At 40.9% G+C, this 25,317-nt stretch carries 26 protein-coding genes and 1 tRNA gene; 12 read left to right on the top strand and 15 right to left on the bottom strand.

Annotated elements, in window-relative coordinates; genetic code table 11:
• Positions 1–66: 66 nt before the first annotated feature.
• The 5 genes from H6G79_RS25975 to H6G79_RS25955 all read right to left on the bottom strand — a co-directional run bounded on the left by H6G79_RS25975 (position 67) and on the right by H6G79_RS25955 (position 5,865).
• Positions 67–1,887, bottom strand: coding sequence for an ABC transporter ATP-binding protein (locus tag H6G79_RS25975; RefSeq protein WP_190591548.1), 1,821 nt, complete (start codon positions 1,885–1,887; stop codon positions 67–69).
• A gap of 87 nt (positions 1,888–1,974) precedes the next feature.
• Positions 1,975–2,772 carry a DUF6816 family protein gene (locus H6G79_RS25970; protein ID WP_190591547.1) on the bottom strand — a complete coding sequence of 266 codons (798 nt, stop codon included), beginning with the start codon at positions 2,770–2,772 and terminating at the stop codon, positions 1,975–1,977.
• A gap of 248 nt (positions 2,773–3,020) precedes the next feature.
• Entirely contained in the window at positions 3,021–3,455 is a 435-nt protein-coding gene (locus tag H6G79_RS25965) for a bacterioferritin (RefSeq protein WP_190591546.1), read from the bottom strand.
• Between the two features lie 152 nt (positions 3,456–3,607).
• Positions 3,608–4,648 carry a helix-hairpin-helix domain-containing protein gene (locus H6G79_RS25960; protein WP_190591545.1) on the bottom strand — a complete coding sequence of 347 codons (1,041 nt, stop codon included), beginning with the start codon at positions 4,646–4,648 and terminating at the stop codon, positions 3,608–3,610.
• 191 nt (positions 4,649–4,839) lie between these two features.
• Positions 4,840–5,865: a multicopper oxidase domain-containing protein gene (locus H6G79_RS25955; RefSeq protein ID WP_190591544.1), complete on the bottom strand. Its 1,026-nt coding sequence runs from the start codon at positions 5,863–5,865 to the stop codon at positions 4,840–4,842.
• Between the two features lie 325 nt (positions 5,866–6,190).
• Here H6G79_RS25955 and H6G79_RS25950 point away from each other — a divergent pair, with 325 nt between their 5' ends.
• Positions 6,191–6,484: a DUF2288 domain-containing protein gene (locus H6G79_RS25950; RefSeq protein WP_190591543.1), complete on the top strand. Its 294-nt coding sequence runs from the start codon at positions 6,191–6,193 to the stop codon at positions 6,482–6,484.
• Between the two features lie 56 nt (positions 6,485–6,540).
• On the opposite strand, the gene H6G79_RS25945 is transcribed toward H6G79_RS25950, so the two are convergent.
• The 3 genes from H6G79_RS25945 to H6G79_RS25935 all read right to left on the bottom strand — a co-directional run bounded on the left by H6G79_RS25945 (position 6,541) and on the right by H6G79_RS25935 (position 8,565).
• Positions 6,541–7,095 (bottom strand): YdcF family protein, encoded by a 555-nt coding sequence (locus H6G79_RS25945; protein ID WP_190591562.1) that lies wholly within the window; start codon positions 7,093–7,095, stop codon positions 6,541–6,543.
• 278 nt (positions 7,096–7,373) lie between these two features.
• Positions 7,374–7,447, bottom strand: a tRNA-Arg gene (locus H6G79_RS25940).
• A gap of 32 nt (positions 7,448–7,479) precedes the next feature.
• Positions 7,480–8,565, bottom strand: coding sequence for a tocopherol cyclase family protein (locus H6G79_RS25935; protein ID WP_190591542.1), 1,086 nt, complete (start codon positions 8,563–8,565; stop codon positions 7,480–7,482).
• A 376-nt stretch (positions 8,566–8,941) separates the two neighbouring features.
• Here H6G79_RS25935 and H6G79_RS25930 point away from each other — a divergent pair, with 376 nt between their 5' ends.
• Together H6G79_RS25930 and H6G79_RS25925 are read left to right on the top strand one after the other, a co-directional pair.
• Entirely contained in the window at positions 8,942–9,613 is a 672-nt protein-coding gene (locus H6G79_RS25930; RefSeq protein ID WP_190591541.1) for a hypothetical protein, read from the top strand.
• 309 nt (positions 9,614–9,922) lie between these two features.
• The gene (locus H6G79_RS25925; protein WP_190591540.1) at positions 9,923–10,363 is read left to right on the top strand and encodes a hypothetical protein; all 441 of its coding nucleotides are present in this window, start codon (positions 9,923–9,925) and stop codon (positions 10,361–10,363) included.
• Between the two features lie 109 nt (positions 10,364–10,472).
• Here H6G79_RS25925 and H6G79_RS25920 read toward each other — a convergent pair whose 3' ends face one another.
• Together H6G79_RS25920 and H6G79_RS25915 are read right to left on the bottom strand one after the other, a co-directional pair.
• Positions 10,473–10,892, bottom strand: coding sequence for a nuclear transport factor 2 family protein (locus H6G79_RS25920; protein WP_190591539.1), 420 nt, complete (start codon positions 10,890–10,892; stop codon positions 10,473–10,475).
• Positions 10,893–11,068: 176 nt separating this feature from the next.
• Complete coding sequence (locus H6G79_RS25915; protein WP_190591538.1) at positions 11,069–11,590, bottom strand: orange carotenoid protein N-terminal domain-containing protein; 522 nt, start codon at positions 11,588–11,590, stop codon at positions 11,069–11,071.
• Positions 11,591–11,809: 219 nt separating this feature from the next.
• On the opposite strand from H6G79_RS25915, the gene queG reads away from it, so the two are divergent.
• Complete coding sequence (gene queG / locus H6G79_RS25910; RefSeq protein WP_190591537.1) at positions 11,810–12,781, top strand: tRNA epoxyqueuosine(34) reductase QueG; 972 nt, start codon at positions 11,810–11,812, stop codon at positions 12,779–12,781.
• A complete protein-coding gene (locus H6G79_RS25905) occupies positions 12,756–13,394 on the top strand; it encodes an HAD-IA family hydrolase (RefSeq protein WP_190591536.1) in 639 nt (212 codons plus the stop codon). Before queG ends, H6G79_RS25905 begins: the two co-directional genes overlap by 26 nt.
• Before the next feature lie 178 nt (positions 13,395–13,572).
• Here H6G79_RS25905 and H6G79_RS25900 read toward each other — a convergent pair whose 3' ends face one another.
• Positions 13,573–13,947: a hypothetical protein gene (locus tag H6G79_RS25900; RefSeq protein ID WP_190591535.1), complete on the bottom strand. Its 375-nt coding sequence runs from the start codon at positions 13,945–13,947 to the stop codon at positions 13,573–13,575.
• 216 nt (positions 13,948–14,163) lie between these two features.
• Between H6G79_RS25900 and H6G79_RS25895 the strand changes: the two genes are divergently transcribed.
• Positions 14,164–14,694 carry an orange carotenoid protein N-terminal domain-containing protein gene (locus H6G79_RS25895; protein WP_190591534.1) on the top strand — a complete coding sequence of 177 codons (531 nt, stop codon included), beginning with the start codon at positions 14,164–14,166 and terminating at the stop codon, positions 14,692–14,694.
• A gap of 452 nt (positions 14,695–15,146) precedes the next feature.
• On the opposite strand, the gene H6G79_RS25890 is transcribed toward H6G79_RS25895, so the two are convergent.
• Positions 15,147–15,905 carry an ABC transporter ATP-binding protein gene (locus tag H6G79_RS25890; RefSeq protein WP_199332980.1) on the bottom strand — a complete coding sequence of 253 codons (759 nt, stop codon included), beginning with the start codon at positions 15,903–15,905 and terminating at the stop codon, positions 15,147–15,149.
• Between the two features lie 654 nt (positions 15,906–16,559).
• On the opposite strand from H6G79_RS25890, the gene H6G79_RS25885 reads away from it, so the two are divergent.
• From H6G79_RS25885 to H6G79_RS25865, 5 genes are all read left to right on the top strand, one after another.
• A complete protein-coding gene (locus H6G79_RS25885) occupies positions 16,560–16,769 on the top strand; it encodes a DUF2997 domain-containing protein (protein WP_190591533.1) in 210 nt (69 codons plus the stop codon).
• A gap of 38 nt (positions 16,770–16,807) precedes the next feature.
• A complete protein-coding gene (locus tag H6G79_RS25880) occupies positions 16,808–17,194 on the top strand; it encodes a DUF1257 domain-containing protein (RefSeq protein WP_190591532.1) in 387 nt (128 codons plus the stop codon).
• Complete coding sequence (locus H6G79_RS25875; RefSeq protein ID WP_190591531.1) at positions 17,194–17,655, top strand: ferredoxin; 462 nt, start codon at positions 17,194–17,196, stop codon at positions 17,653–17,655. The genes H6G79_RS25880 and H6G79_RS25875 overlap by 1 nt, the downstream gene beginning before the upstream one ends.
• Before the next feature lie 271 nt (positions 17,656–17,926).
• Entirely contained in the window at positions 17,927–18,559 is a 633-nt protein-coding gene (locus H6G79_RS25870) for a bifunctional 4-hydroxy-2-oxoglutarate aldolase/2-dehydro-3-deoxy-phosphogluconate aldolase (RefSeq protein WP_190591530.1), read from the top strand.
• Positions 18,560–18,642: 83 nt separating this feature from the next.
• Positions 18,643–19,155 carry a L,D-transpeptidase gene (locus tag H6G79_RS25865; RefSeq protein ID WP_190591529.1) on the top strand — a complete coding sequence of 171 codons (513 nt, stop codon included), beginning with the start codon at positions 18,643–18,645 and terminating at the stop codon, positions 19,153–19,155.
• Positions 19,156–19,360: 205 nt separating this feature from the next.
• On the opposite strand, the gene H6G79_RS25860 is transcribed toward H6G79_RS25865, so the two are convergent.
• The 3 genes from H6G79_RS25860 to H6G79_RS25850 all read right to left on the bottom strand — a co-directional run bounded on the left by H6G79_RS25860 (position 19,361) and on the right by H6G79_RS25850 (position 23,902).
• Positions 19,361–20,233, bottom strand: coding sequence for a bile acid:sodium symporter family protein (locus H6G79_RS25860; RefSeq protein ID WP_190591528.1), 873 nt, complete (start codon positions 20,231–20,233; stop codon positions 19,361–19,363).
• A gap of 302 nt (positions 20,234–20,535) precedes the next feature.
• Entirely contained in the window at positions 20,536–22,896 is a 2,361-nt protein-coding gene (locus tag H6G79_RS25855; protein ID WP_190591527.1) for a sulfatase-like hydrolase/transferase, read from the bottom strand.
• Entirely contained in the window at positions 22,886–23,902 is a 1,017-nt protein-coding gene (locus tag H6G79_RS25850; RefSeq protein WP_190591526.1) for a formylglycine-generating enzyme family protein, read from the bottom strand. The genes H6G79_RS25855 and H6G79_RS25850 overlap by 11 nt, the downstream gene beginning before the upstream one ends.
• A gap of 706 nt (positions 23,903–24,608) precedes the next feature.
• Here H6G79_RS25850 and H6G79_RS25845 point away from each other — a divergent pair.
• The gene (locus tag H6G79_RS25845) at positions 24,609–24,875 is read left to right on the top strand and encodes a TIGR02450 family Trp-rich protein (RefSeq protein WP_190591525.1); all 267 of its coding nucleotides are present in this window, start codon (positions 24,609–24,611) and stop codon (positions 24,873–24,875) included.
• Positions 24,876–25,317: the final 442 nt, after the last annotated feature.

Here is a 25,317-nt window from a genome sequence, read left to right as displayed (position 1 = left end):
GAGATGTGTGTAGGGTGAGGATAATCATACCCACCCTTGGTTACTATCTTTGACTGCGACTAGAGATTAACTTAATAGTTCGCCTGTTTCTTGTAAAGAGTGTAAGCGTTGGTAAATACCTTCATGACGCAGTAGTTCTTCGTGGCTACCAACTTCCGCAATTCTGCCTTTTTCTAACACTACAATTTTGTCGGCTTCGCGGACTGTACTCAAACGGTGAGCAATCACAATTGTGGTACAAGTCCCTTGAATCGATCGCATTGCTAATTGAATGGAACGTTCTGATTCATAATCTAAGCTGGAGGTAGCTTCGTCAAAAATCAGCACATCTGGTTTAACTAACAACGCCCTCGCAATTCCGAGGCGCTGTCTTTGTCCGCCAGATAGCCTCACGCCACGTTCCCCAACAACGGTGTAATAGCCTTGGGGTAGGGTCTGGAGTACCTCATCAACTCTGGCAATCTTACAGGCTTCTTGCACCTCTTCCAAGGTGGCGTTTGCTCTACCGTAGGTGAGGTTATCCAAAATTGTGCCGTTAAAAACATCTACCTCTTGGTGAACGATCGCCAATCTGCGTCTATACTTACCCACATCCAAGGTACGAATATCCCGCCCATCAATCAGAATTTGACCATCTTGAGGTTCAAAATACCGTAATAGTAGTTTCACTAAAGTTGATTTACCAGAACCAGAACGCCCAACTAAAGCGACTGTTTGGTAAGGTTCAATCAATAAGTTGATGTCTTGTAATACTTTACGGTTAGCATCATATCCAAAACTCACTTGTGAGAACTCTAATTTCCCTGTAAATGTATAGGGTGATTCTGTCTCGGTTTCTGCATTTAATAAACTAGCTGCATCTGATCCTGTTGGTGCTTGCAAAAATTCGTGAAACCGCAACATTGAAGAATAGCGGCGTGCAAAAACTTCTGCTAAGGTGCTAATTGGTTCGAGTTCAGCATAAGCCATGCTAGAAAGAGTCAAGGTCATCACAAAATGACCGAGAGAAATTCGACCATTAACTGTGGCTGCTAAAGTTAACCCCAAAATCATAAACACACAAAACTGAATGACGCTTCTCTGCCAAGTAGCCAGTTTCACGTAATCTTTGTGGATACGATAATCAACTACTGTCAGTTCCCTTTGCAAACGCATATTTTGGCGTTTAAGTTCTTGGCTTTCTGTAGCAAATGCTTTGACTGTTTTGATATTTGTGATGATTTCTGATGTGCGACTTTCTGTATCTTCAGCGTATCTATCTACACGGCTTTCATGCCAGATTATTCGCTGTAAATCTTTTAAACTAAAACCGAGGATAACTACAAAAGAAATCAGATATAACAGCGCAATTCGCCACTCAATTAACAAGATAAACACAAAAATTCCCAACACACGTAATAATTTGGGAATCAACTGTCCGGCAATTTCTGGATAAGTCCAAGTGTGGTTGGAAATACCTCTTGCTACTCTGCCGGCAATGCGTCCAGGATTATTTACATCATAGAATTCTAAAGGGAGAGTGAGAATTTTTTCTATAGCTGTTTGACTTTTAGTGCGACGCAACTTTAAGGCGATATCCCAATGAAACCAATGAGTTAACCAAGGTTGTGTAGGCGCTCGCACTACCGTTACGATAAAAATTAAACCGAGTAAAACTACCAAAGATAGGGTTTTACCGACTGGGTAATTGGTAACTTCAGAAATAGATGCGATCGCACTTTGTAAAGGTTTATCTAACGGTTGGTTAGACAAAACATTTAAAATCTGCCCAATCGCATAGGGGACAATCAAATCAATAATTTCGTAAATGCTCGATGCAGTAATACTGAAAAGGCTCAGTTTCCAGTGGGGACGATAATAGTTGAGAATATCTCGAAATGTTGCCATGATCTATTCTGTCCAAGAGTGCGATCGTGAGCTTGGAACACTATACTACATACGTATTACAAAATAGTCAAGAGCTAATTTAGCAAATCATTCTTCTGGGTGATAATTATCTTCTACAGGAAAAAATTCTAAGCGATAGCGATAAAGCGCAACTGGTTGAGAAACCGCCCGAAAATAATCTGGATCTTGGGGAGAAAGATAAACAGCAGTAACTTGATCTGCCTCAATAGTAGGATTAGTTGTCACTAATTTATGGTAAGCAGTTGTAGATTCTACAGAATTAAAATAAGGGCGAGAACTGCCTTTAAATAGTTGTTGAAAAACTTCTGCTGTGATGTATTTATACTCGGAAATACTTTCTATAGCCCGTGCTGTGACAATCGAGACTAATTGCCGTTCTCCACGTAAAAGTGTAATTTGGCGATTAGGCGAATCTGGATCAACCTTCACAGATAATACTGCCTCTTTACCTAAATAAGCCTTAGCCAAATTCAAACTATTAAATGCTCTATCTGCTACTAAAACTGGTGGTAAATTATTGATTTGTGGAATAAATTTTATACCAGTTTCTATTGATGGTTTTGTTTTAATAAATCTGACAATAAAACTTACAGGCTGATTCAGTTGTTTACGGTTACTTTCAAAGCCAGGAGTAACAATATCTGGTGCTAATGGCGCTGCTAAATCTGCTAATGTACTTGTCACTTTCCAAGTACCAGCCATCCATTCAGGATAAGCTAAATCATCAGAAGCTGGCTGTACAGAAGTTAATTTTTTCCACTGAGGAAAGTTTTCTAAATGTTCAGATAATTCACCAGCTATTGCATTTCCACTCCAGCCCAGCAGAAATAAAACAATTAAGCAAAAACTACAAATTGCCTTCATTGTAATTTGGACGACTTGTGTGTACACCGTAGCCTTAAAAAGGGGGAATTTATTTCAAGTTTCCCCTTTTTAAGGGAGCCACTGGGTTGGACAGGTTCCCCGAATCCCTCAGTGGCTTGGATTTAGGGGGAATCTAAAATGTTTTGCAACTAACGAGATAGTTTTTAAAACATTTTCTAAAGTCAATAGTCTAAAGTCAAGAGTTGAAAGTTGATAATTTTTTACCATTGACTATTGACTATTAACTATTAGCTAAAATCTCGCAGCATTTTTTTCAATTCGAGATTATGCAGTTCTTCTTGTCCAATCATGCCACGGGCAAATTCTTCTAAATAGACACTAGCATTGCTGACAGTATCTAAGAGAGTTTTGTACAATTCTAATGCTTTCTTTTCATGAGACAAGCTTTCTGCCAAAATGTCTCTGACGGAATGCTTATAAGTTTCTTCCATTGGGGCAATTCTCAGGGTGGGATGTCCATCTAAACCTGTGAGAATTTCCCCGACTTGTTGAGCATGAAGTAAAGATTCACTGGCTTGGGCTTTGAAAAAAGCCACAATGGGAATACGATTCGGGCCAGTCACCATCAAGGAATAATGTGTGTAGCGTACTACTCCTGCTAACTCAAATTCCATTATGGTGTTGAGGAGTTCTATAGTCTTAGTTTGGTCGAGTTCTTGCATCAGTTGTTAAGTTCAGCAATATATAAATGGAGCCTGATGAGTCATTAATTAGGAATGAAGCACAGGAAACTTTTACGTTTCATCTCTAATTATTTGCTCATGGCTCACTTATTTTAAACGTTTGACTCTCTACTTTTTTGTTAGTTTAGAGTCTATCGCTGTGCTTGTGTACTTGATTTATCAATGATTTTTTGAGAATTCTGCTCAATGGTTTTGATTAACTGAGTCACTTCTACGGGGGTTTTGACTGGTTTGGCGGGAGGAACGGCGCTAGGCCAAACTTTTACCAAGTCACTGAAACTAGCTTCTATGGCTTTATTTGCATCGGGGCTACTTTGCGCTACTTGGCTAGAAATACTTTTATATAAGTCATCGGCATAAACCACAAAACCACGAGAGTCTTGATATTCAATGGCTGCGGCTATTTTACCATCTGCGATCGCTGCCCCATATTCAGAGTTAGCAGCATCCAACAAGCCATTAATTACCTGAAGCACAAATCCTGGCTTTGTGCGTTGCGCTTCTGGTAGAACTGCGATCGCACCATCTACAGATTCTACAGAAGCAGTAAAATCAGTTTTAACTTTGGCATTCTTGGGATTTGATTTGACTAAATCTTGCAAACTCACCAAAGTTGTCTTGAATTCTTTCACTTTGCGTTCATTCAACTGATCTTCGACATCCACATAAATTTCCTCAACTGGATGTCCAATATGAGGTTCGGCTTGTTTTGGCAGGTTTTTGTCTAACAATTCTTGGGCTACTAACAGGTGTCCTTTCATTAAGCCTAACTTGGTCATGTAATCGACATCTTTGGCTTCACCTGTTAACACAACTTCCTGAACCGTTACTTGGTCTTTAATTTGGTCGAACTGTTCTTGGGTAATTACTTTTTTAGTCACTAAATCTTCGGGACTAGCATAAGGACGACTAGCTTGAATTTTGTTTGATAAAGCCGGTACACCTAATTTTGCTTCAAATTTATCTAATTCTGACAATATCGCTGTATTAATATTAATTTTTGCTTTGCCGCCATGACCGCTATGAGTTGTCGCTTCTGTGACTTGGGCTGTTGAGGGTGAAGTGGTTGCTGGCGCAGAGGGATTTTCTGCGGTTGGGGTGTTGTTACAAGCACTCAGGCTGACAATTGCAGCAGTAGCAATAGTTAAACAAAAGTATTTAAATTTTTTCATGTTTTTAACAGCTTGTATGACTTAGTGTCGTAGATTTAGCTATGCTCATTTTCTAGCTAATGCCATACTTTAGCAACTAGTGATTAAAATTTTGTATGTATTTTAATGTTTTTTTCAATATATTTGAGATATAAAGCTACTAACATTACTGTTTGTTGTTGATTTGACGTAAATTCACTCGTTGAATTTAGTTAAGAAGTTTTGCGAGGAGGTTGCGAAGATTTATCAGCAATTACTTCAAATTGACCCATGCAACCATTTTCTGCGATCGCATCTTGATGAGGATGGAACATATACTTACCTGGATAGCGGAAAGCAAATTCTAAAATGTGCCGTTCTGCAACACCCATCGTAATCACATCCGTCTTCTCACTGGGAGTCATCGTCATTCCACTGCGGTACACATCAAAGAAGTTGGCGTGTAAGTGAAAAGTCACCGCCGGATCATATTCAATGATGTTAAGAACATACAAACGAATCAATTGATTTTGATAAATTGGGATGGGATTATCCATGAAGTGATGTGGTAATCCGTTAAAAGCATAATATTCATTGTGGCTGTCGTCATTGACATCATATCCAGCCATGACTAACACCATCTCATCAGCCGGGGGGCGCGGTGTGGGAGGATCAATAATAAACATCCCATATAAACCCTTGGCAATATGACGAGTCACTGGTGCAATATGGCAGTGGTATAAGTGAACCCCATAAGGTTCTGCGTCAAATTCATAAATTGCTGCACTACCATTGCTGACTGGACGAATACCGTCCATCTCTGCGGGATGAACACCATGAAAATGTAGAGAGTGAGAATGTCCCGCCTTATTGAGAAATAGTATCCGCACACGTTCGCCTTGCTTCGCCCGTAACGTCGGCCCTGGAATACGACCATTTAAATCCCAAACATTATAGGAAACAGCACTATTAAGCTGAATGACAGAAGTCCCCGCAGTTAACTGAAATTCTCTGACAGTCCGTCCGTTCTCCTGCTTCACTACGCCATAATCGAAATTTCGTAGCATCTGCATAGGATTTGTAGTTTGGCTTGTTGCTGCTATTGCCAACGGTGGGACTTTGACTATCGACTTGCTTTGTGCATTCAGAGTATGCCAAAGTGCAGCAGTACCAGCAACCCCAGCACCGCATATTCCCAGTTTCAGCAGTTGACGACGGCTGAATAGTTGCTCTTTACCCAGAAGCAAGTTGTTGGGCATCACCTTAAAATCACAAAAATGGCACAAAAAAAGTTGCAAAATATTTGCAACTAATTTCTTCAATAGTATAAGAATTAAGAATAACTGTCAATAATTGACGATTATAGATTGACATCTATCTGTAGTTATAAATCTCAGTTAGAGGTATGAATTTTGTCTGTGCGAAGCTGTAGATAATTACCCTAAATGATTTACCAACATCTATCTCCCTTGTCTACCTTGTCTCTCTGATTAATATCTAAAATAGGATGCCTATATATCCCCCAGACTCTAGCTCCTAACCTCTCATGTAAAATCGAATGTATATCAAGATGAACGTGCAATCATGTCAGATTTAAGAGCAGAGTTAACAGAAGGTTTAGATGAGGCGGAATGGGATTGGTTAATTCCCCATGTGCAGCGCGATGCAGTGATTTTGGTAGCACAAGGGCTAAGTTTGTTAGATGTAGGAGAAGCGATCGCAAATGATAACACCCAATCTGTACAACAGTGGATTGATGAGCAACTAATTACCAAACCTTCCGTAGACCAAGTGGGAATATGGAATGGCGATCGTCAAAAACGCTTTAATACTCTAATAGTACAGCCCTTTGTGCTAGTACAAGAAATGGCTGCATAGGCAACTAACAAAGTAAAAAGTAAAAAGTAAAAAATAGATTTTTGCTCTTTTACTTTTTATCTTCTACTCTCAATTCTGGATTTACCACCCTTGCTAGGATCATTTGCACCAGTATAACCAGTTGCTACCCACATTAACGCTCTAGCTCCATCACGGATAGATTTTTCTATCGGTTCCGGTGGCGATTTTGAAGGAACAGAAACTGGCTGAAAGTCAATTCCTCGGCTACCTAAGATGATCTCACCAATAACCGAAGCACGACGCATGTGGAAATCAGAAGTAATCAAATAAACTCTTTTTATCCCCTTGGCTTTCAAATCATCTACTAAGCTGGTAAAATTAGTAACTGTATCTACCGCTTCATAATCCAAGTGTAATCTCTTGGGATCAACACCAGCCTTGACAAATACACTGCGAGTTGTTCTAGGGGGACTTCCACCCGTAATCCAGATGGGTAACTTCGGATGCTTACGTACAAACTCCGCAGTAAATTTCTCTCTTTCTAATTTTTTGGTTGAACCACCCAATACCAATACTGCTTGAGGTGGCTGGGTTTGTTTTTGAACTTCTTTGTAACCGAACCAAAATAATATCGGTAAGGTAAGAACCATAAACCGAAAAGATTTACCTGTAAACAAAAAATTGTTCTTCAAGGCTCTATGATTTCGTGTGACTAAGACGTAGATTCTCTGAATAAGCTAAAAGTATAAGTTAGACTAGCAGATTTTTAGCAAATCTACCCTGTTTTGTCTAGGGAATTTGCTGTTTATGCCTACCGAACTGGACATAAAACCAATCAGCAGGTATTTAAGAGTTAAATTCACACAAATTCGGAAGATTCCGTAAAAACTGCTGACCAAATTTGTTGAACTTTACTTTGATACAACGACGGGACTGGTGCGTCTCGAACGCACGGCCTAGCGCTTAGGAGGCGCTCGCTCTATCCAACTGAGCTACAGCCCCAACTACGAAGCATAAATATAATAGCAGTAGTTTCAGCTAGAGTGCCACGAACTGTCCCAAGAACCACCACCTATTTCTAAACCACACAGAGAACTCTGTGATTTTAGGATAATTTGAGATTGTTTGTCACTAATTTTTCGCAACTCCAAATTCAGATTTCCTTGCATAGTATCTCGACAACAGTGCATTAAGCCATTTGTTGTCGGCGCACGTAGGGGTGTACCTGGTAGATGCGTAGTTCCTGTCAACTCAACCTCGTAGTTTAAATTTCTAGCGTGCATTTGCCATCTACCCCAAGGTTGAATTTTCCATTGCACTTGGGAGTTCCAAGGGACAAATTCATAAAATTTGCCTTGATAATGCACTCCAATCATGGCGACAGATTCCATCCACCACAATACACCGCGTCTACCACCACCTGCGGTTAATGCTAAGTCAGGTTCGCCATCAAAGCAATTACAGTTGAGCCAAAACCATTTTTGCGGAAACGCCCCGCCCCAGTTTTTCTCACCATAGGCTGGCGCGTTGGTAAATTCATAAATTTTGCCGTTCCAGTCTATCCAACCACTAGCTAAACCGTGCGCCATTAAAATTTGCCAGCCCGGTTCAAAAATCTGTGAAAATGACAGCCAGCCAGCAGTTGATTGCTGAAGACTATTGTGATTTCCCCAACCATATATCGGCTGAATTTCGTACAACCAGCGACAATAAAAACCCGTTGCAGGATCACGAATGATTCCCTGATTGATCTTAGCTGTGGCTTGGTAACCTTCTTGAATATGTTGTGCAAATTCTGTGGGTAAAAGGTATATGGGTTGAGTGCTGAGGTTGGTTTTTCCCCAATGTCCTAAAGCTAAGACATCTCGACTAGCCCAAAATTTTTCTACATCGGGAAAAGTCCGGCATAAATACTCATCGTTTGGGCCGAGGACTTGGGCTGCACCACCACTATAAGCTTTACCACCAGTGGGATCTTCAATGGAGTACATGAAAGCAAAGGTTTGTCCGCAGTCTGGCAAGGTTACACGATAATACCAGCCTTCAAAAAAACGGCGATCGCTACCATCCCAATGATAGCCACTATGGGGTGTCTGAGATTTGCTGGGACAGGAAAACATCTATTTAATGTATGTGCTAGTTGACTATTTTTTAGTATGAGCGATCGCCTGTCAGCAAGCTTGACCATTTTGAAGTAACAGGTAATGAGTAATGGGTATTAAGTAGTGAGTAATAAGTAAGTTTTTGACTCATTACTCATTACTTCTTTCAATCAGTTGCCGTATCCACCCCATACTCATTCTTTTGGCAGATGATTAACTCCCGACTCTAGATAGAACCGTCGATGTAATTGCAGAATGTATGCTGAATATCATTAAAAGCCAAGTAAAAAAAAGAACTAAACTTTTGGAAGTTCTTTGTAAATTATTATGGCAATTGCTTTTTTAGCAAAGGTTTAGCTTTGTCAACCAATATTTTAGGAGTGTAATTAATATTATGACAAATTCAGGCGATCGTGAAACTTATAACAGCGAAACTAAACAACAATCTTACACCGATAATTATGGTAACACTCACACCAACGTGACCCGCACCAGTGAAAGTGTTAACAACAATGTGAGTTCTTACAGTAATGGTTACGCCAATGGTCGAGAAATTGAGCGTAATTACCAACAAGCTAATTTAGCCGCTCGTGACAATGAAAATGCCTCTCGTGGTTTGCTATTAGGAATTTTGCTCACATCTTTAGCTGGCTTAATTGTTGGTGCATTTTGGTACTTTAATCAACCCAGAGAAACAGTAATTAACGAAACTCAACCAGTCGTAACCCCTTCACCTAACAGTGGGCTTCCATCTCCCCAACCACAACAAACCACAATTATTGAAAGAACCAGAGAAGTACCTATTGTAGTTCCTCAACAGCAAGTGCCACCAGTCAATATACCTGCTCAATCAGACATTAATATCACCGTTCCATCTCAACAGCCGTCCAATTCAGAAACACAAACTACCCCTCGCCAAGATAGTACTAACAACTCGGCCGATGGGAGTCAAACGAATACATCTAAAACTGTCATACCTCAAAGCTCAGATCAACCCAACGGCTCATCAAATACCAATTCTTCTACTACTGATAATATTGGTAGCGACAAGAATCAGTCTAGATAATTATCCCCTCCTTACGGTGTACACGGAAACTCTCTCTGGGCAAACTTGTGTGTACACCGTAGCTCACAAACTAGGAGTAGGGAGTAGGAAAGAGCGTACTGATTTTTTTCAGAAATCAAATATGAGTTCCATAGGCGGTAGGGAGATATTAAGAAAAGTTAAGCAAAATGCTAACTTTTACTAAATTTATTTGATTTATAGGGGCTACTTATCAAATACTGTAAAAAATAGAGTTACCAAATTAATTATTTGGTAACAATCAGCGTGAAAAATTACCCCTGAATTACAATTAAAGTCGTGATTCCGCCTATGGAAGCTTTATTTTGTTTGTCTCCCCGTTACCGTCTTGATGATGAGTTTCCTTGGTTAGAAGGGATTGATCCCAGCCGCCAATATTGGATTGCAGTCAACGGAGACAAAAGTTTAACCATAGCTATTCCTGGGTTAGTGGTTGATTCCATCAGCGATTTTAAACAGGCTATCCGCCAATTTCGTGCTTTACAACCAGGAGAGAAAATGACTTTGGTCAGAATGGCTGAAGCTTGTAAGATTTACTGTGTTAGCCTGAATTGCTATGCGATCGAAATGGAAGTTAATAATGTTCCTGTTTGGCACTTGTTTGATCAAGAAACTTTAGATAGCCTGCTTATGACAGCGCATCCTGATTGGATATGCGCTCCAGCAGATGTTGAATTGGGTAGAAAATTGTTAATGCGCTCTTTGCAGTTAGCAGTGGCTACTAAGAGTTAGGGTCTAATGGCTAGGGATTAGAGGTTAGTATTTTTGACGCTGCACTGATAAGTTTTGAAATAAGAACTAAATCAGAAAAACTTGTTTTCTAGCCACTAGCCTCTAAACTCTAACCCCTATTTTGTGGCTGTAACGCTAATAATTCTTGGGGAGAAGCTAAGAGTTTGATTTTGGTATAAGTAATTTGCCGTTGTTGGTTCAAGATAAATAGCCAGATAACATTTACACCACACCAAGAGGTTTGAGCTTTACCTGTTACTTGAACTTGGATGTGGTTATTTTCTATATTTTCAATAATTCCTTCACGGGGATAGGCTTGAAGTCCTTGGGCTTCTTGTTGTAAATAAGCTGCGATCGCATCTTTCCCCACAATACCAGACTCAAAAGGCGGATACATCACACCATCTTCAGAAAACAGTGCGGCTGTTTGTTGAAATTGACCCGCATTGAGACTGGCAAAATAATCTAAGATGCAAGGTTCTGTAATTCCTGCAATTTGAATTGCACTTATAGATTCAGCAGTTTTCATAAAATTAGTAGTATTAAGCTAACTAAAAATTAATTTGAATATAAAAGTAAAAATAAAAAAAGCTGCTTTTGAAGTAGATTGTTAACTTGCACTATTCCTCAAGAAAGAATTTGTTCCCAGATAAAAATCTGGGAACAGTGTTTGGCAAATCATTGAGGTTGGGAGGATATCACAGATTAGTCAGCTAAAGGGTCAACACCCATTTCAGTAACTACTTTGCGAAGAACAGTAATTTGTTGACCAAAATCTAATTCTTTGATTGCTTCTAATACTTGTCCACCATCACGAGAAAGCTTGTAGTCGCTTGGTACTGGTACAACAAAACCCTTGACCATTAACTCTGACAATTCATACCAAAAAGCTAACTTGGTGTTATTGCTCAAAATACCATAAGAGCGAGTGAGGGCAGTATTTTTCTTGGCAACCAAGTCACGCATAAAGTTTAGTTGCTCTGTGTGGGAAATCTGCTTGATTTGATTCAGTAGACCTTCAGCTAACTGTAAACGAGCTGCACCTGTAGCTGCTGGTGTAATAGAACGTCCCATTTCTGTGTAAGCATACCACAGCACTGCTAGTTGGTCATCCACACTTAGGTTTTGAAATACGGTAATGGTGGAAGTCACGGCATCAACAGCCTGGATGCTGTAGTTAACAGCATTGGAGAAGCGGGTTGAAGCTGAATCAGAAGTGAATGTCATGATGGCACCACAGTTGATTAGTTAAGTGTGCTGAGAATCTAGTCAGAGGTTTGCAGTATTTTTTGTGGCTTTGCCTCTGACATTTCCATGTTGCATCATTTATTTACAAACCGCAAATAAAATTTACAAATAGGTGGGCTGGCAAATTTTCTATGGCAGATTTGACAGTAGAGTGTATAATTAAGCAACCAAAATTTGAGCAGAGTTTAGCTCAAACACATGAATCAAAATTCTGTAACTAGCCAAGCAGTCAAAGAAAAAGCTGTAGAATTAGGCTTCCACAAAGTGGGAATTGCTGCTGTAGAAGGGGTAGATCATACAGAAGTTCAAAGACTGCAAGCATGGATAGCACTGGGTTATCACGCTGATATGGAGTGGATGGATAATCCCAAGCGGCAAGATATTCGTTTAGTGATGTCAGAAGCGCGATCGCTTGTGTGTGTGGCACTGAATTATTACACTCCACATCAACGCCCCGAAGGTGAAGAATACGCCAAAATATCCCGCTACGGTTGGGGACGAGACTATCACAAAGTAATGCACAAGAAACTCAAGCAGCTAAATAGCTGGTTAGAATCTCTGGGTGAAGGTGTAAAAGCCAGGTACTATGCAGATACTGGCCCTGTGCAGGATAAAGTCTGGGCGCAAAAAGCAGGAATTGGCTGGATTGCTAAAAATGGGAATGTGATTACCAGAGAGTATGGCTCTTGGGTATTTTTGGGAGAAATTGTGACCAACTTAGAACTAGAATGCGATCGCCCCCATACACAACATTGCGGTAGCTGTACTCGTTGTTTAACAGCTTGCCCCACTGGTGCAATTACGCAACCCTTTGTAGTAGATGCTAATCGCTGTATTGCGTATCATACAATAGAAAATCGGGGGGAAAAATTACCAGAGGCGATCGCACCACACTTGCAAGGCTGGGTTGCAGGTTGTGATATTTGCCAAGATGTTTGTCCTTGGAATCAGCGATTTGCCCAGACAACCGACGTGGCAGATTTTCAACCTTATCCTGGGAATATCGCGCCCAAGCTGATAGAATTAGCAAAAATCTCAGATGAGGAGTGGGATCAACAATTTCCGGCATCAGCGTTGCGGCGGATTAAGCCAGAAATGTTAAGACGGAATGCCCGTGCTAATCTTGACGCATCTAGGCAAAATAATGACTCAGAAAGTAATCGTTTTTGATTTTGATGGCACAATTGCAGATACAGTAGATGCTCTTGTTGGTATTGCCAATCGTTTAGCGACAGAATTTGGTTATAAACAAATCACTCCTGAACAACTCGCTCATTTGAGAAATTTAACTTCTAGAGAAATTATTAAATACTCAGGCGTATCTCTCCTAAAGATTCCGTTTCTCCTCAGAAAAGTTAAATCAGAACTCAAGAATAAAATTCACGAATTTCAGCCAATTCCTGGAATTAAAGAAGCACTCACAGAACTGAAAGATCATGGTTATCAGTTAGGAATTATCACATCTAACTCTAAAGAAAATGTTACAGCTTTTCTGAATAACCACGAATTAGATAACCTATTTGATTTCATTTATTCTGGAGTCACAATTTTTGGCAAAACAACCATCATCAATAATTTATTAAAGCAAAAACAACTCTCAACTCAAGCTGTAATTTACGTTGGTGATGAAACTAGAGATATCGAAGCATCCAAAAAAGCCAATATTAAGGTAGTGGCTGTCACTTGGGGGTTTAACTCTCCAGAAGTCTTATTAAAGCAAAAACCTGACTTTTTAATCAATCATCCTAGCGAACTGCTAGATGTTATTCAAAATTGTTGTTAATTTTCCTGTGTGATCTAGCAGATGTCTAAGTATAAACCTATTAATCCCAATGCTTCCAGCAATCAATACTTTCCTCATCTATGAGGCTAAGGCTATGAAATTAAAAATGAAGTATGAAAGATAAAGTAGAACAATTCATACTTCACACTTCATACTTCATACTTCATACCTTAGATGGCTATTTTTTAGGTTGACCTTTTTCTATAGCTTGTTTGACTAAATCATCACTAACATTAGATACGCCTTCATTATCAGAACGCCCAACTTCTTTAGCTAATTCTAAATAATCATCGGGGTTCCCTGTAGGCTGTGCTTCAGTGGTTCTATCTTCAGCTTCGGGAATTTCTAATTTAGGTGCAGTTGCAGCTTGGGCGGCGGCTTCTCCTTCGGGAGTGCGATCTATTTCACTGATGCTAAACTGCTGTGCGGCTGCGTAATCAGCATCAAAATCGACTTTTTGTAATTTTTCCTCGCCACTAGCCATATTTTCGGCTGTTAATTGTGCATCATGGGTAGTAGCTTCATTAGGATTGGGTTTTATTGTATCAGCCATAATTTAACACCTTGTGTAATTTGATTAAATTCTGGGGCGATTGTATCAAGGTAAATTTATGAATTACTGCCACCTAGAGAGAGATTATTACCTCTATTACAAGACAGAGATAAGTTTTAATCCTCTATTAAAATAAGTCTTTCTCTGGGAGGGAGATTGTAATTACAAAACCTTGTTAACTCTTAGTTTGATATGTTAATTTCCTGGTGATAAATCATGACTGCAAATTACGAAAATAATGCTACTCAAGCATTAAGCAACGCAACCCAAAGTGTGGTAAAAGCTTTTAATAAGTTAGATACTGATGCTAAATTAGCATGGTTTTATCTGGTTTATGAAAACATGGGTGACTCTATTACTCCTGCGGCTCCGGCTGCTGCTGAACCAGAATTAGCACCGCTTTTATTAAATGATTATTTACAACTTTCTGAGGAAGCACAATTAAATGTAATGCGGGATATAGTTAACCGCAAAGACACAGAATATTCCCGCGCCTATGGTGCATTAAAAGAAAATAATCAATTATTAGTTTGGTATGTTTGGGCAGTAGCAATGGGTGATACAGTAGTTGATTTTCCTGATGATTACGAAACTGGTAATGCAATTAATGATTTGCTGTCTCAAATTGAAGGATTAGATTTTGAAGCACAAATGTCAGTTTTTAGAACCATAGCGGGTGAAATGGGCTACAGTGATGTCCAACCCATTGAAACACAAGCAGAAACTGGTAAAACTTCCAGTCTGTAAAGAGGCTAGGGGCTAGGGGCTAGTAGTCCACCAACCCAATATTGCTGTGTAGACCCTGTAAGGGAGCAGGGGAGCAGGGGGGAATGAAGGTACTCTCTACCCTGCCCCTCTGCCAGCCACCACACAAAGTTCTCTTGGCAGACTACTAGAGGCTAGATAAAAAGAACAATGCGAAATAATGTATGTAGAGGGGAGGCTAGGATCTGGGGACTAGAGGTTAGATAAAAAGCCTGTAGTGGCGTAACTTCAATATCTCAAAATTAATACCTTTCCTAGCCTCTAACCTCTAGTACAGGTCGGCGTAAATAAACAGACCACACTTCGGCTACGCTCAGTGACCATAAAAAATTGCTAAAAGGCTTGTGGTATCGTTATTCTTTCTTTTTCCTTTTGCCTTTTTACTTTTGCCTTGTTGTACTAACCTCTAGCCTCTAACCTCTAGCCTCTAACCTCTAACCAGCCAAGTGAGTCAAATCATTGGGTGTGAGATGAGAGTGTATGATTTCACCATCGCGGAACCAAACAATGCGCTGAGTTTGTCGGGCGACATCTGGTTCGTGAGTTACCATGACTACGGTGATCCCACTGGCGTTTAATTCGGTGAAAATGTCTAGTACCTCTTGGGTGGTGCGAGAGTCAAGTGCGCCTGTGGGTTCATCGGCGAGGAGAACGACGGGACGGTTGACAATAGCACGGGCGATCGCTACTCTTTGTTGTTGTCCTCCTGAGAGTTGATTTGGTTTGTTGTTTAGGCGCTTTTCTAAACCAACTCTGGTTAAGGCGACAACGGCGCGATCGCGTCTTTCTGTGGGGTTAACATTAGCATAAGCCATTGGCAACATCACGTTTTCTAAGGCTGTCAGTTGGGGTAATAGATGGAATTGTTGAAAGACAAACCCCAATTTTTTGTTGCGGATATGTGCCAAAGCTTTATCATCCATTTGGGCAACATCAACGTTATCTAAATAGTAATGTCCGTCTGTGGGGCGGTCTAAACAGCCGATAATATTCATGGCTGTGGATTTACCTGAACCAGAAGGCCCCATAATTGAACAATACTCGCCCTCGTTGATGGTCAAGTTGACATTGTTCAGTGCTTTGACTTCAGTTTCGCCACTACCGTAGGTTTTAAAGATATTTTCTAAACGAATGATTGCCGATTTTGGTACAGGGTTAGGAACTAGAGAATCGGTAAGAGAAGCAGTTGCCATAAATATAGTAATTAGGTTTGATTTTTGAAATTATCTTTACAGGTTAGGAGTAGAAAGTGGGGAGTGGGGAGTGGGGAGTAGGAAAGAGCGGTTATTTTTTACAGGACTTACGCACCAAAATTGTCTGTAGGGATTGGGTGCGGGGGTGAAAGGGTATGGGGCGTAAGGGGTTTTGAATACTTACACCCTTACACCCTCATACCCCCGCACCCTGTTCTAAAACCCTACTTTTTCGTTTTTTGCGTAAGTCCTATTTTAATTAGAAGTCCCTTACCTGCCATATCACCCTACAGGAAGAATAGGGTTTATCTAATCATAATGATAAACTTTTTCAATAAATTGCATAGTTTTGTGACTGACTGATCTAGCTATACTACCGAAGAGTGTTGGTTTGAAAGGCTTTTATCCCTGAATTAACTAACTTAATTTTAAACTTGACTATTCTAGAAGGTTAAGAGAGACTAACTAATGACAGATGTAATGACTTATTAAAATAATAACTTTTGTAAATTTTCTGAGATATTTATATTGAGAGATGGAACATTAGTTAAAAAATGGCAAGTTTGTGTCTAAGTAACAATGTTCCCTGGACAGGATTCTTAGCATTGTGCTAGGGGGTACAGTCCAAGCTTACTATCGTGGTTGGCCAAAAGCATGGAGACATTAGAATTCATAATTTATCCAGACGGTCGGGTACAAGAGAAAGTCACTGGCATTGTGGGTGCTTCTTGTGCTGAAGTAACAGAGGCAATAGAAGCACAGCTGGGGCAAGTACTTAATCAAGAGCCAACCTCAGAATATTTCGCCAATCAGTTACACCAATCGAATCAGGCGAATACGCAAGCTACTTACAGCGAATGGTAAGTTTTCTAACAGTTTATTGTCGTTGATTTACAACCACCATGTCACACTTTAGCCAAATTAAGACTCAAATCCGTAACCTTGATTCTTTAAAAGATGCGCTAACCGATTTGGGCATCGACTGGAAACCAGGCCCCCGCGAGGTACGTGGCTATCGCGGTCAAACCCATCCTGCGGAAGTCACCATTGAGCAGGAAAATGGCTATGACATCGGCTTTAGATGGAATGGCAAAGAATACGAATTAGTAGCTGACTTGCAGTACTGGCAACAAAATCTGTCTGTAGATGGTTTCTTGCGCCAAGTCACCCAACGTTATGCTTACCAAACAGTGGTTAAGGAAACTGCATTGGCTGGTTTTCAAGTTGCTGAACAACAAAAAAATGCAGACGGTTCTATTCGCTTAGTAGTACAACGCTGGAGTGCGTAATGGCTGATTTTCTGCCTTCGCCGGAGGAACAGGAAGATAATCGTTCCGGTTTGGAACCAGAATTAGGGGGTTTTTTGCGGGATAACCCAGAACGTTCTGGTTTAGAGCCGGAGTTGGGTGGAGTGTTACGCCAAAAGGGTGTTTATGTTGACGAAATCACCTGTATTGGTTGTAAACACTGCGCTCATGTTGCGCGAAATACTTTTTACATTGAACCAGATTACGGGCGATCGCGCGTAATTCGCCAAGACGGGGACGCGGAAGAAGTCATCCAAGAAGCAATTGACACTTGTCCGGTTGATTGTATCCATTGGGTAAATTACACAGAACTGAGAAACTTAGAAGATGAGCGCAAATATCAAGTAATTCCTGTTGTTGGTTATCCGGTAGATATGGCAGTTGCCACTTCTGAAAAACGGCGTAAAAAACAAAAACTCAAAAACAAAAAATCCCGTTATTAAAATAAACAAATTAAATAATTACAAAAAAGGGCTGGTTTATCCAGTCCTTTTTTCGTAGCTGGGGAGGGGGGAGTAGGAAACCTGGATTTCTCTCTTGTGAGAGAAATCCAGGGGTGTGGGAGGTGTGGGAAGTGTGGGAGGATGGTGAAGAAATCTTTCCCCCCACACTCCCCACACTCCCCTCTCTCCCCTCTCTCCCAACACTCCCTGTGCCTCTAGAATGTGTCACGCTGGTAGTACATATTTTCAAGCCTTGTTTGTCCCAGCGAGAATGTCTAATCAAGTTTGGTTATCACAGTTGCGAAAAAACAGAGCGATCGCAGTTATCCGTGCGCCCAAAATCGAAATAGGAGAAAAAATGGCGATGGCGGTAGCATCTGGAGGAATGCAGCTAATTGAGATTACCTGGACTAGCGAACGCGCCGCAGAATTGATCGCTAAATTACGGATGAAATTACCAGATTGTCTAATTGGCACAGGTACACTGTTCAACGTGCAGCAGTTACAAGATGCGATCGCGGCTGGGGCGCAATTCTTATTTTCACCCCATATTGATATTGAAATGATTCACACCGCAGTCGCTAAAGATGTGCCAATCATTCCAGGGGCGCTGACTCCTACAGAAATTGTCACAGCTTGGCATCACGGTGCTAGTTGTGTGAAAGTTTTTCCTGTGCAAGCAGTAGGCGGAGCCAGTTATATCAAAAGTTTACAGGCTCCCTTGGGTCATATTCCTTTAATTCCTACAGGTGGAGTCAGCCTAGAAAATGCTTCCGAATTTATCCAAGCTGGGGCTGTTGCTGTGGGCTTAAGTAGTGAATTGTTTCCAAAACAGTTGGTAGCAGCAGAAAATTGGCAAGCGATCGCCCAATCTGCCAGTAACCTGATGCAGAATTTAGCGTAGCAAAATACACATCTACTGATTTTTTAGGCTACAAAGTAAAAAGGAAAAAATTCTTAAGACTACCTGGTAAAAGTGCATACATCATGAAAAGTCTGATTGATTCTCACCCAATGCACCACTTCAAAAAATTAGTGATTGGTGCAGCAGTATGTTTGAGTGTGATTGGTGTTTGCACAAATACAGTCACAGCCAGTTCCAAAAACGAGACAATTAAACAAAACATCCAAACCTTACAAAAATCCGACCAACGTTGGATACAGGTTAATCTTGCAACTCAAAGATTAACAGCCTGGGAAGGCGGAAAAGCTGTTTACGCAGTTACTATTTCCACAGGCAAAAAGTCCACTCCCACACGTACTGGCAGCTTTACAATTCAGTCTAAACATAAATCAACCCGAATGCGTGGTAGAGATTATGACGTTCCCAACGTACCCTATGCAATGTTTTACCAAGGTAACTACGGAATCCACGGAGCTTACTGGCATAAAAAATTTGGTACACCTGTAAGTCATGGTTGCATCAATGTCGCACCGAACCATGCTAAGTGGTTATTTAATTGGGCATCCGTCGGAACACCTGTTGTCATTCACAAATAACCTAGATTAATGCACAAAGCTAGGGTATTGGGTGAGGCTGCTGATTTTGTAGCTTTTCAGAGGTGAAAAATTCATGCCCAATCCTTTCCCGAATGAGTAAAATTTGCAGTGGGAAAAGTTATTTTCGCATTCTTTAAGTAATAAGTAATGGGTAATCAGTAAATACTCATTACTCATTACTTATTACTCATCACTCATCCTAAAATCAAACCTCTACCTGTTTGATTTCTGCATTTGTTACTTGGTCTAGTTCGATAAACTTTGGCCCCATAATAATAACTATCACCATCATTAATAGACTCGTCACCATAATAATGCTCACTACATTAGGGTCGGAAAAATTACTCGTACCCACTAATAATGCTGCGGCAAAATTGCGTTGGGCAGTTCCCACGCCTAGCACACGTTGGGTATCAATTCCAGGTCCGCCTAAAAGATAACCAACACTAAAGGAGAAAATAATAAAGACCGCACAAACAAAGATTGCACCTGTTTTTAATAATGTGATGATATCGTTAGTATGAATAAATAGTCTGACTACCAGACCTAAAAGTAATCCAGCACTAGATAACTTGAAAAAAATTGGCTGGATAATGGGAGCGATCGCAGTAAATTTAGCTTTGATCAATAATCCAATTACTAATGGGCTAACCATCAGCAATAACAAGGGTTTGCCAATATCCCAAGAGTTAATTTCTACACCTTGCACCACTAATGGCAGTACAATCGGCATATAAAAAATAGTGCCAAGCATCAACAGCATCATTAATCCTACAGAAAAGGCGATATTACCCTTAACTATTTGAGCTAGTTTCGGCAAAGCTGGCGGCCCCGATGCTACTGCCATGACTAGTAGACCATCTTTTAACGGTTCACTTAAAGGTACTATTTGTACTAGCAAATAGATAAAAAGTGGCACTAAAACAAAATTCGCCAGCAGAGATGACACAACAAGCCGGGGACTGCGAAGAGGTTCCCAAATTTGTTGTAGCGTTAAACTTAAACCTGCACCCAACATAGTGCAAACAATGAATGTGAACAGTGCAAGCTTGTCAGTTAATACTAATAGTTCATTCATGATTTAATTCATCGTGCAGAATAAAATATTTAGGGATATGGCAATCCTAAATGAGTCGTGAAAAACATAGATATAGAAACGAACCGCCAAGGACGCAAAGGTAAGAAAGAAGAAAAAGATATAGAAATTTTACAAATGATTTAGGACTGCTATATAGGGAACAGAGAACAGGGAATAGCAAAAGAAGACAAAGATTCGAGTTGTATTAAAGCCCATTCCCCAATCACAGTTAGTGAGCGAACTTGTACTGAGCGTAGCCGAACCACTACTCCCCACTCCCCATTCCCTACTCCCACTCTCTATTACTTCAACTCCAAACTGACTTGTTGTAAGTTACCAGTAAAAGCAAAGGGTACTTGATAACTATCTACAACTGGAGTACCTGTATCTCTGCCAATATCAAAAGTTTCGTCTAGGGCTAAACGGTAAGCGATGGTTTTTTCTATGCGTCCTTCGGCTACCTGTTGGTCGTTAATGAAAAGTTTGCCGATGCCGCCTGCACCTACACCACCGTCATAATCAAAGTTGAACCGCAGTGTAGATTTACCAGGAGGTAACTTTTCTGGGGCTTGGATGATGTAACGGGCAGTATTGGCGTAGTTGTAGATATATGTGGGCTTACCATCTTCTAGGAAGAAACTCCAACCAGCAAAGCGTCCACCTTGGGTTAAAAGGACACCTTCAGCACCATTTTCAGGAATTTCTACGTTAGCTGTGATGTTGAAAGAGCGATTTTTGAGATTGGGGGCGCTACCTTCGGGAATGCCCACTGTACCAGGATAGTAGGTGAAAGTGGTGCGTCCTTTGGTGAGGCTGGGGCGAATTTTCACATCAAATCTTTCGGCGATGCGATCGTCTAACGGTAATACTTGATGTTTGCGGGCTTCTTTTAAAAACAACTTTTGCAGTTTTTCTAGCTTCTGGGGGTTTTGCTTGGCTAGATTCTTCGCTTCGCTGAAATCTTCGGCAATGTTGTACAGTTCCCACTCATCTGTCTCAAAGCTGCCTTTTACCGTCCGTTCCCAAGGTAAGCGACCATGACGCGCAGCTGCTACCCAACCTTCATGGTAAATTGCTCGGTTGCCCAGCATCTCGAAGTATTGAGTTTCTCGATGGGAGGGCGCATCAGCTTGGTTAAAGGTGTATGCAAGGCTAGTACCTTCGATCGCTTGTTGTTTGACACCATTAACTTCTTTGGGGACAGCAATTCCCGCTACTTCTAAAATGGTGGGGGCAATATCAATTACATGATGAAATTGACTGCGAATACTACCTTGGTCTTTGATATTGTCGCCCCAGGAAATTACCAAGGGGTTGCGAGTCCCGCCAAAATGAGAGGCGATTTGCTTTGTCCATTGGAAAGGCGTGTTAACTGCCCAAGCCCAAGCCGCCGGAAAATGGTTGAAGGTTTTGGGGCTACCCAAGTCATCATAAGCAGCTAGTAGTTGTTGGAGATTTTCGGGTACACCGTTGAAAACTTGCAGTTCGTTGACGCTACCTGTTAAACCACCTTCGGCACTCGCACCGTTATCTCCAACGACATAAATAACTAAGGTGTTATCTAGTTCACCGAGTTGGTCAACGGCATTAATTAATTTGCCGACTTCATAATCTGTATGTGCTAAAAATCCAGCAAATACTTCAGCCATGTGGGCATAGAGTTTTTGCTGTTCGGCGGAGAGGGAATCCCACGCTGGCAATTCTTGGGGGCGGGGTGTAAGTTGGGCGTTGGCAGGAATTACACCCTGTTGTTTTTGACGGGCAAAGGTTTCTTGGCGTAATTTATCCCAGCCTTGGTTAAATTTGCCTTTGTACTTTTCAATCCACTCTTTGGGGGCGTGGTGGGGTGCGTGGGTGGCTCCGGTGGCGAGGTAGGCGAAAAAGGGTTTTTCTGGCGCGATGGATTGTTGATTGCGAATCCAGGCGATCGCATGGTCTACTAAGTCAGGTGTTAGGTGATAATCTGGCTTGTTGGGTTTGTCTACACGTTTAGTATTTTCGACCAAAGCCGGACTCCACTGGTTAGTATCACCACCAAGAAAGCCGTAAAAATACTCAAACCCTAACCCGGTAGGCCAGCGATCAAAAGGCCCGGCGGCACTGGTTTCAAAGTCTGGTGTATTGTGCCATTTCCCAAAAGCTGAGGTGTTGTAGCCATTTTGTCGCAGGATTTCGGCAACGGTGGCAGCACTTTTCGGCAAAATTGTTGTGTAGCCAGGATAACCTGTAGCTAATTCTTCTACTACCCCTGTATTGACTGAATGGTGATTGCGTCCAGTTAACAAAGCTGCTCTGGTAGGCGAACACAGGGCTGTGGTGTGAAATTGGTTGTAGCGTAATCCTCTTTCGGCGAGGCGAGTTAGGTTAGGCGTATCCACCGGGCCGCCAAAGGTGCTGGCTTGTCCAAAACCGACATCATCTAGAATTACTAGCAAGACGTTGGGGGCTTTGGCTGGGGCGGTGATGGGTTGGGGAAAGTCTGGTTGTGATTCTTTATAGGTGAGGCCAATTTTACCTTTGAATTCTGGGAAGGGAACGGGTAAAACTTCTGATGTAGCTGCAAAGGCGGGGCTATTGACCATCAACAAAGTGATGAGCAAAGATAAAGCGATCGCCTTTGCTATTTCTCTGAACAATTCCCAATGCTTGGATTTAAACTTCATTCTGCATCCTTTCTGTAGTCAAATTCATTACTAAGCGAAACCCAATATGAGTTGTTCCCGTATCGGGTGCTTGAGATTCTCGCGCCGCCGGACGGAAGCGGCTGCAATAGTTAGGCGCACACAAATAAGACCCACCTTTGATAACGTGTAGAGCAATTTCTGTGGGTTTATTCGGGTCAAAGCTGGTTTCTGGGCCTGTGGGATTGAGCGTGTGGGTTTTGTGGTTGTGTCCCGGTTGAAACCAATCGCTCGTCCATTCCCAAACATTACCTGTCATGTCGTACAGACCATAACCGTTAGGCGAAAAGGAACCAACGGGTGCAATACCGACATAACCATCTTTTTTAGTATTAAAAAAGGGAAAAATGCCTTGCCAAGTGTTGGCTTTTTTCGCGGAATACTGGTCGCCCCAAGTATAAGTTGCATTATCTAATCCTCCATGAGCCGCATATTCCCATTGCGCTTCTGTCGGGAGTGATTTACCTGCCCATTGGGCGTAGGCTAGGGCATCTGTGTAGGCAATATGCACGACTGGATAGTTATCTTGATTTGTGATGGCACTTTCCACTCCAAAAGGATGTTGCCAATTCGCCCCAGTCTGCCAATGCCACCAACTTAAATACTTTGCGCCTGGTTGGGCTATTTCAAACACCAGAGAACCCGGTAATCTCTGTTCATCTGGCAAATCAGGAAACTGTTCTTTGGGTAAAGGACGCTCGGCAATGGTGACATATCCTGTTGCTTTGACGAAGGCTGCAAATTGGGCGTTAGTTACTTCATATCTATCAATACAAAAGGAACTAACTTTGACTTCTTGTGCGGAGAGTTCTTCTAGATAACCGGAATTATCAGATCCCATCGTGAATGTGCCACCGGGAATCATCACCATTTCTGCTGGACAGGAATTGGAACTAGTGGCAAAGGCTGGAGGCGTGATGAGTGAGAGTGCGATCGCTACTCCCGTAATTAACCACAACCCTAAAAAACTTTTCCTTGACTTAAACATTCTGAAAACTATGACTTCGGCTCGGCAGCAATAACTAAATTGCACTTTTCATTAAAAACATCCAAAGTGATTCACAATAGTATTTACTGCTCAAAAAAACAAATTAAAATTCAAACTAAACTTTATACAAACTCATACTGCATAAAGCTTACGCAGATTAAGAACAATATTAATAATTGCTAAAAACCGAACTTTTGATAAAAAGCTAAGTAGGTCGGATCTAAATAAAATTAACTAGTTAAATTCGTCATTTGCCCTAACTTGTGAATTGGCCTTTAGGCATTTTCATCTGACTAGCCGCTAACACGTCCATATCATCTGTCAAGATTTAAGACAAATTGACACTGTATTACCTAGTTCCGTTTATTTTTACCGACTTACTTAAATTTAAATATTGGTCTCATCTGCTTAAACTACTGCATACCTATCGGGATATCGTATTTAAGTACAATAATGAAACTACAGCTTAAACAAAAATAAGTCAATAACCTTGTTGATTCTCAATTGAGTGGGACTTACGCAGTGAGATCAAAAACCAAGGGTTTTGAGAAGGCTGAGGAGTTTCGTCGTGAGCGTCAGCCGAACAGTGTAATTATTCACAACCCTCATACCCAATCTTCACAGACCAACTTTGTGGGTAAATCCTGAATTTTATAGAGAAGGAAATACAGCATAATTTTAACTATTGACCCTTGACCATTGACCAATGAGCAAAAAGCAAAAATTTCCCTACTTGGTAGGCTCTAAGTGGACAGCACAGAAAAAAGTAGACGGTTGGAGACACTTTCAAGTCGCTAACCGCAAAAATCAAGGTAAGTGGGTTTATGCGGAAATGGTTGCATCCTGTGACCCTAATGTTCGTTTCTGGATTAACGCCAAACTCTTACAAGACCGTTCTCAGTGGCTGGCTGGCTGGCAATCATTACAAGAAATGGAAGCAATTTATAGCGGTTCTAAGTTTATTGAGGGGTGAAGGGTCAGATTTTAGCATTATTGACTGAGTATAAGTACTCAAATTACCAAAATTTTTAGTCAAAAGCCTTAATTTTATAATTTTTCACAAATGCAGTACCGAGCGTTAAAAATTAGCCTTGAGATAGTCTACTGAGTGGCTAAACAAGGCTAATTTGCGCTCTAAAAAACTCGTATTGCTACTCATCACATTGGGTTAGGGATTTTCCTCTCCACTGCCAACCCTACGCCCATATCGATTAGGCATTAAAAGGAGAAGATTCAATAAAAACCTTATGCCAAGGGAGTTTGAATATTTTTGTCTATTGTAACTATTTTTATATAAATAAATAAATAAAATATTTAAAAAACAATTTTTTAGAATTAATAAAGATTTTTTATAGATTTTAAAATCAAAATTAAATTATTATTAGCCAATAAACCTTTTTGCTTCATTTTTTAGA

It is taken from the genome of Anabaena sp. FACHB-83 (genome assembly GCF_014697485.1).
GTDB lineage: Bacteria > Cyanobacteriota > Cyanobacteriia > Cyanobacteriales > Nostocaceae > Nostoc_B.
Note: the sequence above shows the minus strand (reverse complement) of the source record. Positions and strands in the feature narration are given on the sequence as shown.

Coding starts and splice junctions, on each gene's coding strand:
- H6G79_RS25955 (WP_190591544.1), bottom strand. CDS start 5,865: ATGCCCAACAACTTGCTTCTGGGTAAAGAGCAACTATTCAGCCGTCGT.
- H6G79_RS25960 (WP_190591545.1), bottom strand. CDS start 4,648: ATGAAAAAATTTAAATACTTTTGTTTAACTATTGCTACTGCTGCAATT.
- H6G79_RS25890 (WP_199332980.1), bottom strand. CDS start 15,905: ATGGCAACTGCTTCTCTTACCGATTCTCTAGTTCCTAACCCTGTACCA.
- H6G79_RS25915 (WP_190591538.1), bottom strand. CDS start 11,590: ATGACATTCACTTCTGATTCAGCTTCAACCCGCTTCTCCAATGCTGTT.
- H6G79_RS25880 (WP_190591532.1), top strand. CDS start 16,808: ATGTCACACTTTAGCCAAATTAAGACTCAAATCCGTAACCTTGATTCT.
- H6G79_RS25945 (WP_190591562.1), bottom strand. CDS start 7,095: ATGGTTCTTACCTTACCGATATTATTTTGGTTCGGTTACAAAGAAGTT.
- H6G79_RS25950 (WP_190591543.1), top strand. CDS start 6,191: ATGTCAGATTTAAGAGCAGAGTTAACAGAAGGTTTAGATGAGGCGGAA.
- H6G79_RS25895 (WP_190591534.1), top strand. CDS start 14,164: ATGACTGCAAATTACGAAAATAATGCTACTCAAGCATTAAGCAACGCA.
- H6G79_RS25875 (WP_190591531.1), top strand. CDS start 17,194: ATGGCTGATTTTCTGCCTTCGCCGGAGGAACAGGAAGATAATCGTTCC.
- H6G79_RS25920 (WP_190591539.1), bottom strand. CDS start 10,892: ATGAAAACTGCTGAATCTATAAGTGCAATTCAAATTGCAGGAATTACA.
- H6G79_RS25865 (WP_190591529.1), top strand. CDS start 18,643: ATGAAAAGTCTGATTGATTCTCACCCAATGCACCACTTCAAAAAATTA.
- H6G79_RS25905 (WP_190591536.1), top strand. CDS start 12,756: ATGACTCAGAAAGTAATCGTTTTTGATTTTGATGGCACAATTGCAGAT.
- H6G79_RS25885 (WP_190591533.1), top strand. CDS start 16,560: ATGGAGACATTAGAATTCATAATTTATCCAGACGGTCGGGTACAAGAG.
- H6G79_RS25850 (WP_190591526.1), bottom strand. CDS start 23,902: ATGTTTAAGTCAAGGAAAAGTTTTTTAGGGTTGTGGTTAATTACGGGA.
- H6G79_RS25900 (WP_190591535.1), bottom strand. CDS start 13,947: ATGGCTGATACAATAAAACCCAATCCTAATGAAGCTACTACCCATGAT.
- H6G79_RS25845 (WP_190591525.1), top strand. CDS start 24,609: ATGAGCAAAAAGCAAAAATTTCCCTACTTGGTAGGCTCTAAGTGGACA.
- queG (WP_190591537.1), top strand. CDS start 11,810: ATGAATCAAAATTCTGTAACTAGCCAAGCAGTCAAAGAAAAAGCTGTA.
- H6G79_RS25855 (WP_190591527.1), bottom strand. CDS start 22,896: ATGAAGTTTAAATCCAAGCATTGGGAATTGTTCAGAGAAATAGCAAAG.
- H6G79_RS25965 (WP_190591546.1), bottom strand. CDS start 3,455: ATGCAAGAACTCGACCAAACTAAGACTATAGAACTCCTCAACACCATA.
- H6G79_RS25930 (WP_190591541.1), top strand. CDS start 8,942: ATGACAAATTCAGGCGATCGTGAAACTTATAACAGCGAAACTAAACAA.
- H6G79_RS25970 (WP_190591547.1), bottom strand. CDS start 2,772: ATGAAGGCAATTTGTAGTTTTTGCTTAATTGTTTTATTTCTGCTGGGC.
- H6G79_RS25975 (WP_190591548.1), bottom strand. CDS start 1,887: ATGGCAACATTTCGAGATATTCTCAACTATTATCGTCCCCACTGGAAA.
- H6G79_RS25870 (WP_190591530.1), top strand. CDS start 17,927: ATGTCTAATCAAGTTTGGTTATCACAGTTGCGAAAAAACAGAGCGATC.
- H6G79_RS25860 (WP_190591528.1), bottom strand. CDS start 20,233: ATGAATGAACTATTAGTATTAACTGACAAGCTTGCACTGTTCACATTC.
- H6G79_RS25925 (WP_190591540.1), top strand. CDS start 9,923: ATGGAAGCTTTATTTTGTTTGTCTCCCCGTTACCGTCTTGATGATGAG.
- H6G79_RS25935 (WP_190591542.1), bottom strand. CDS start 8,565: ATGTTTTCCTGTCCCAGCAAATCTCAGACACCCCATAGTGGCTATCAT.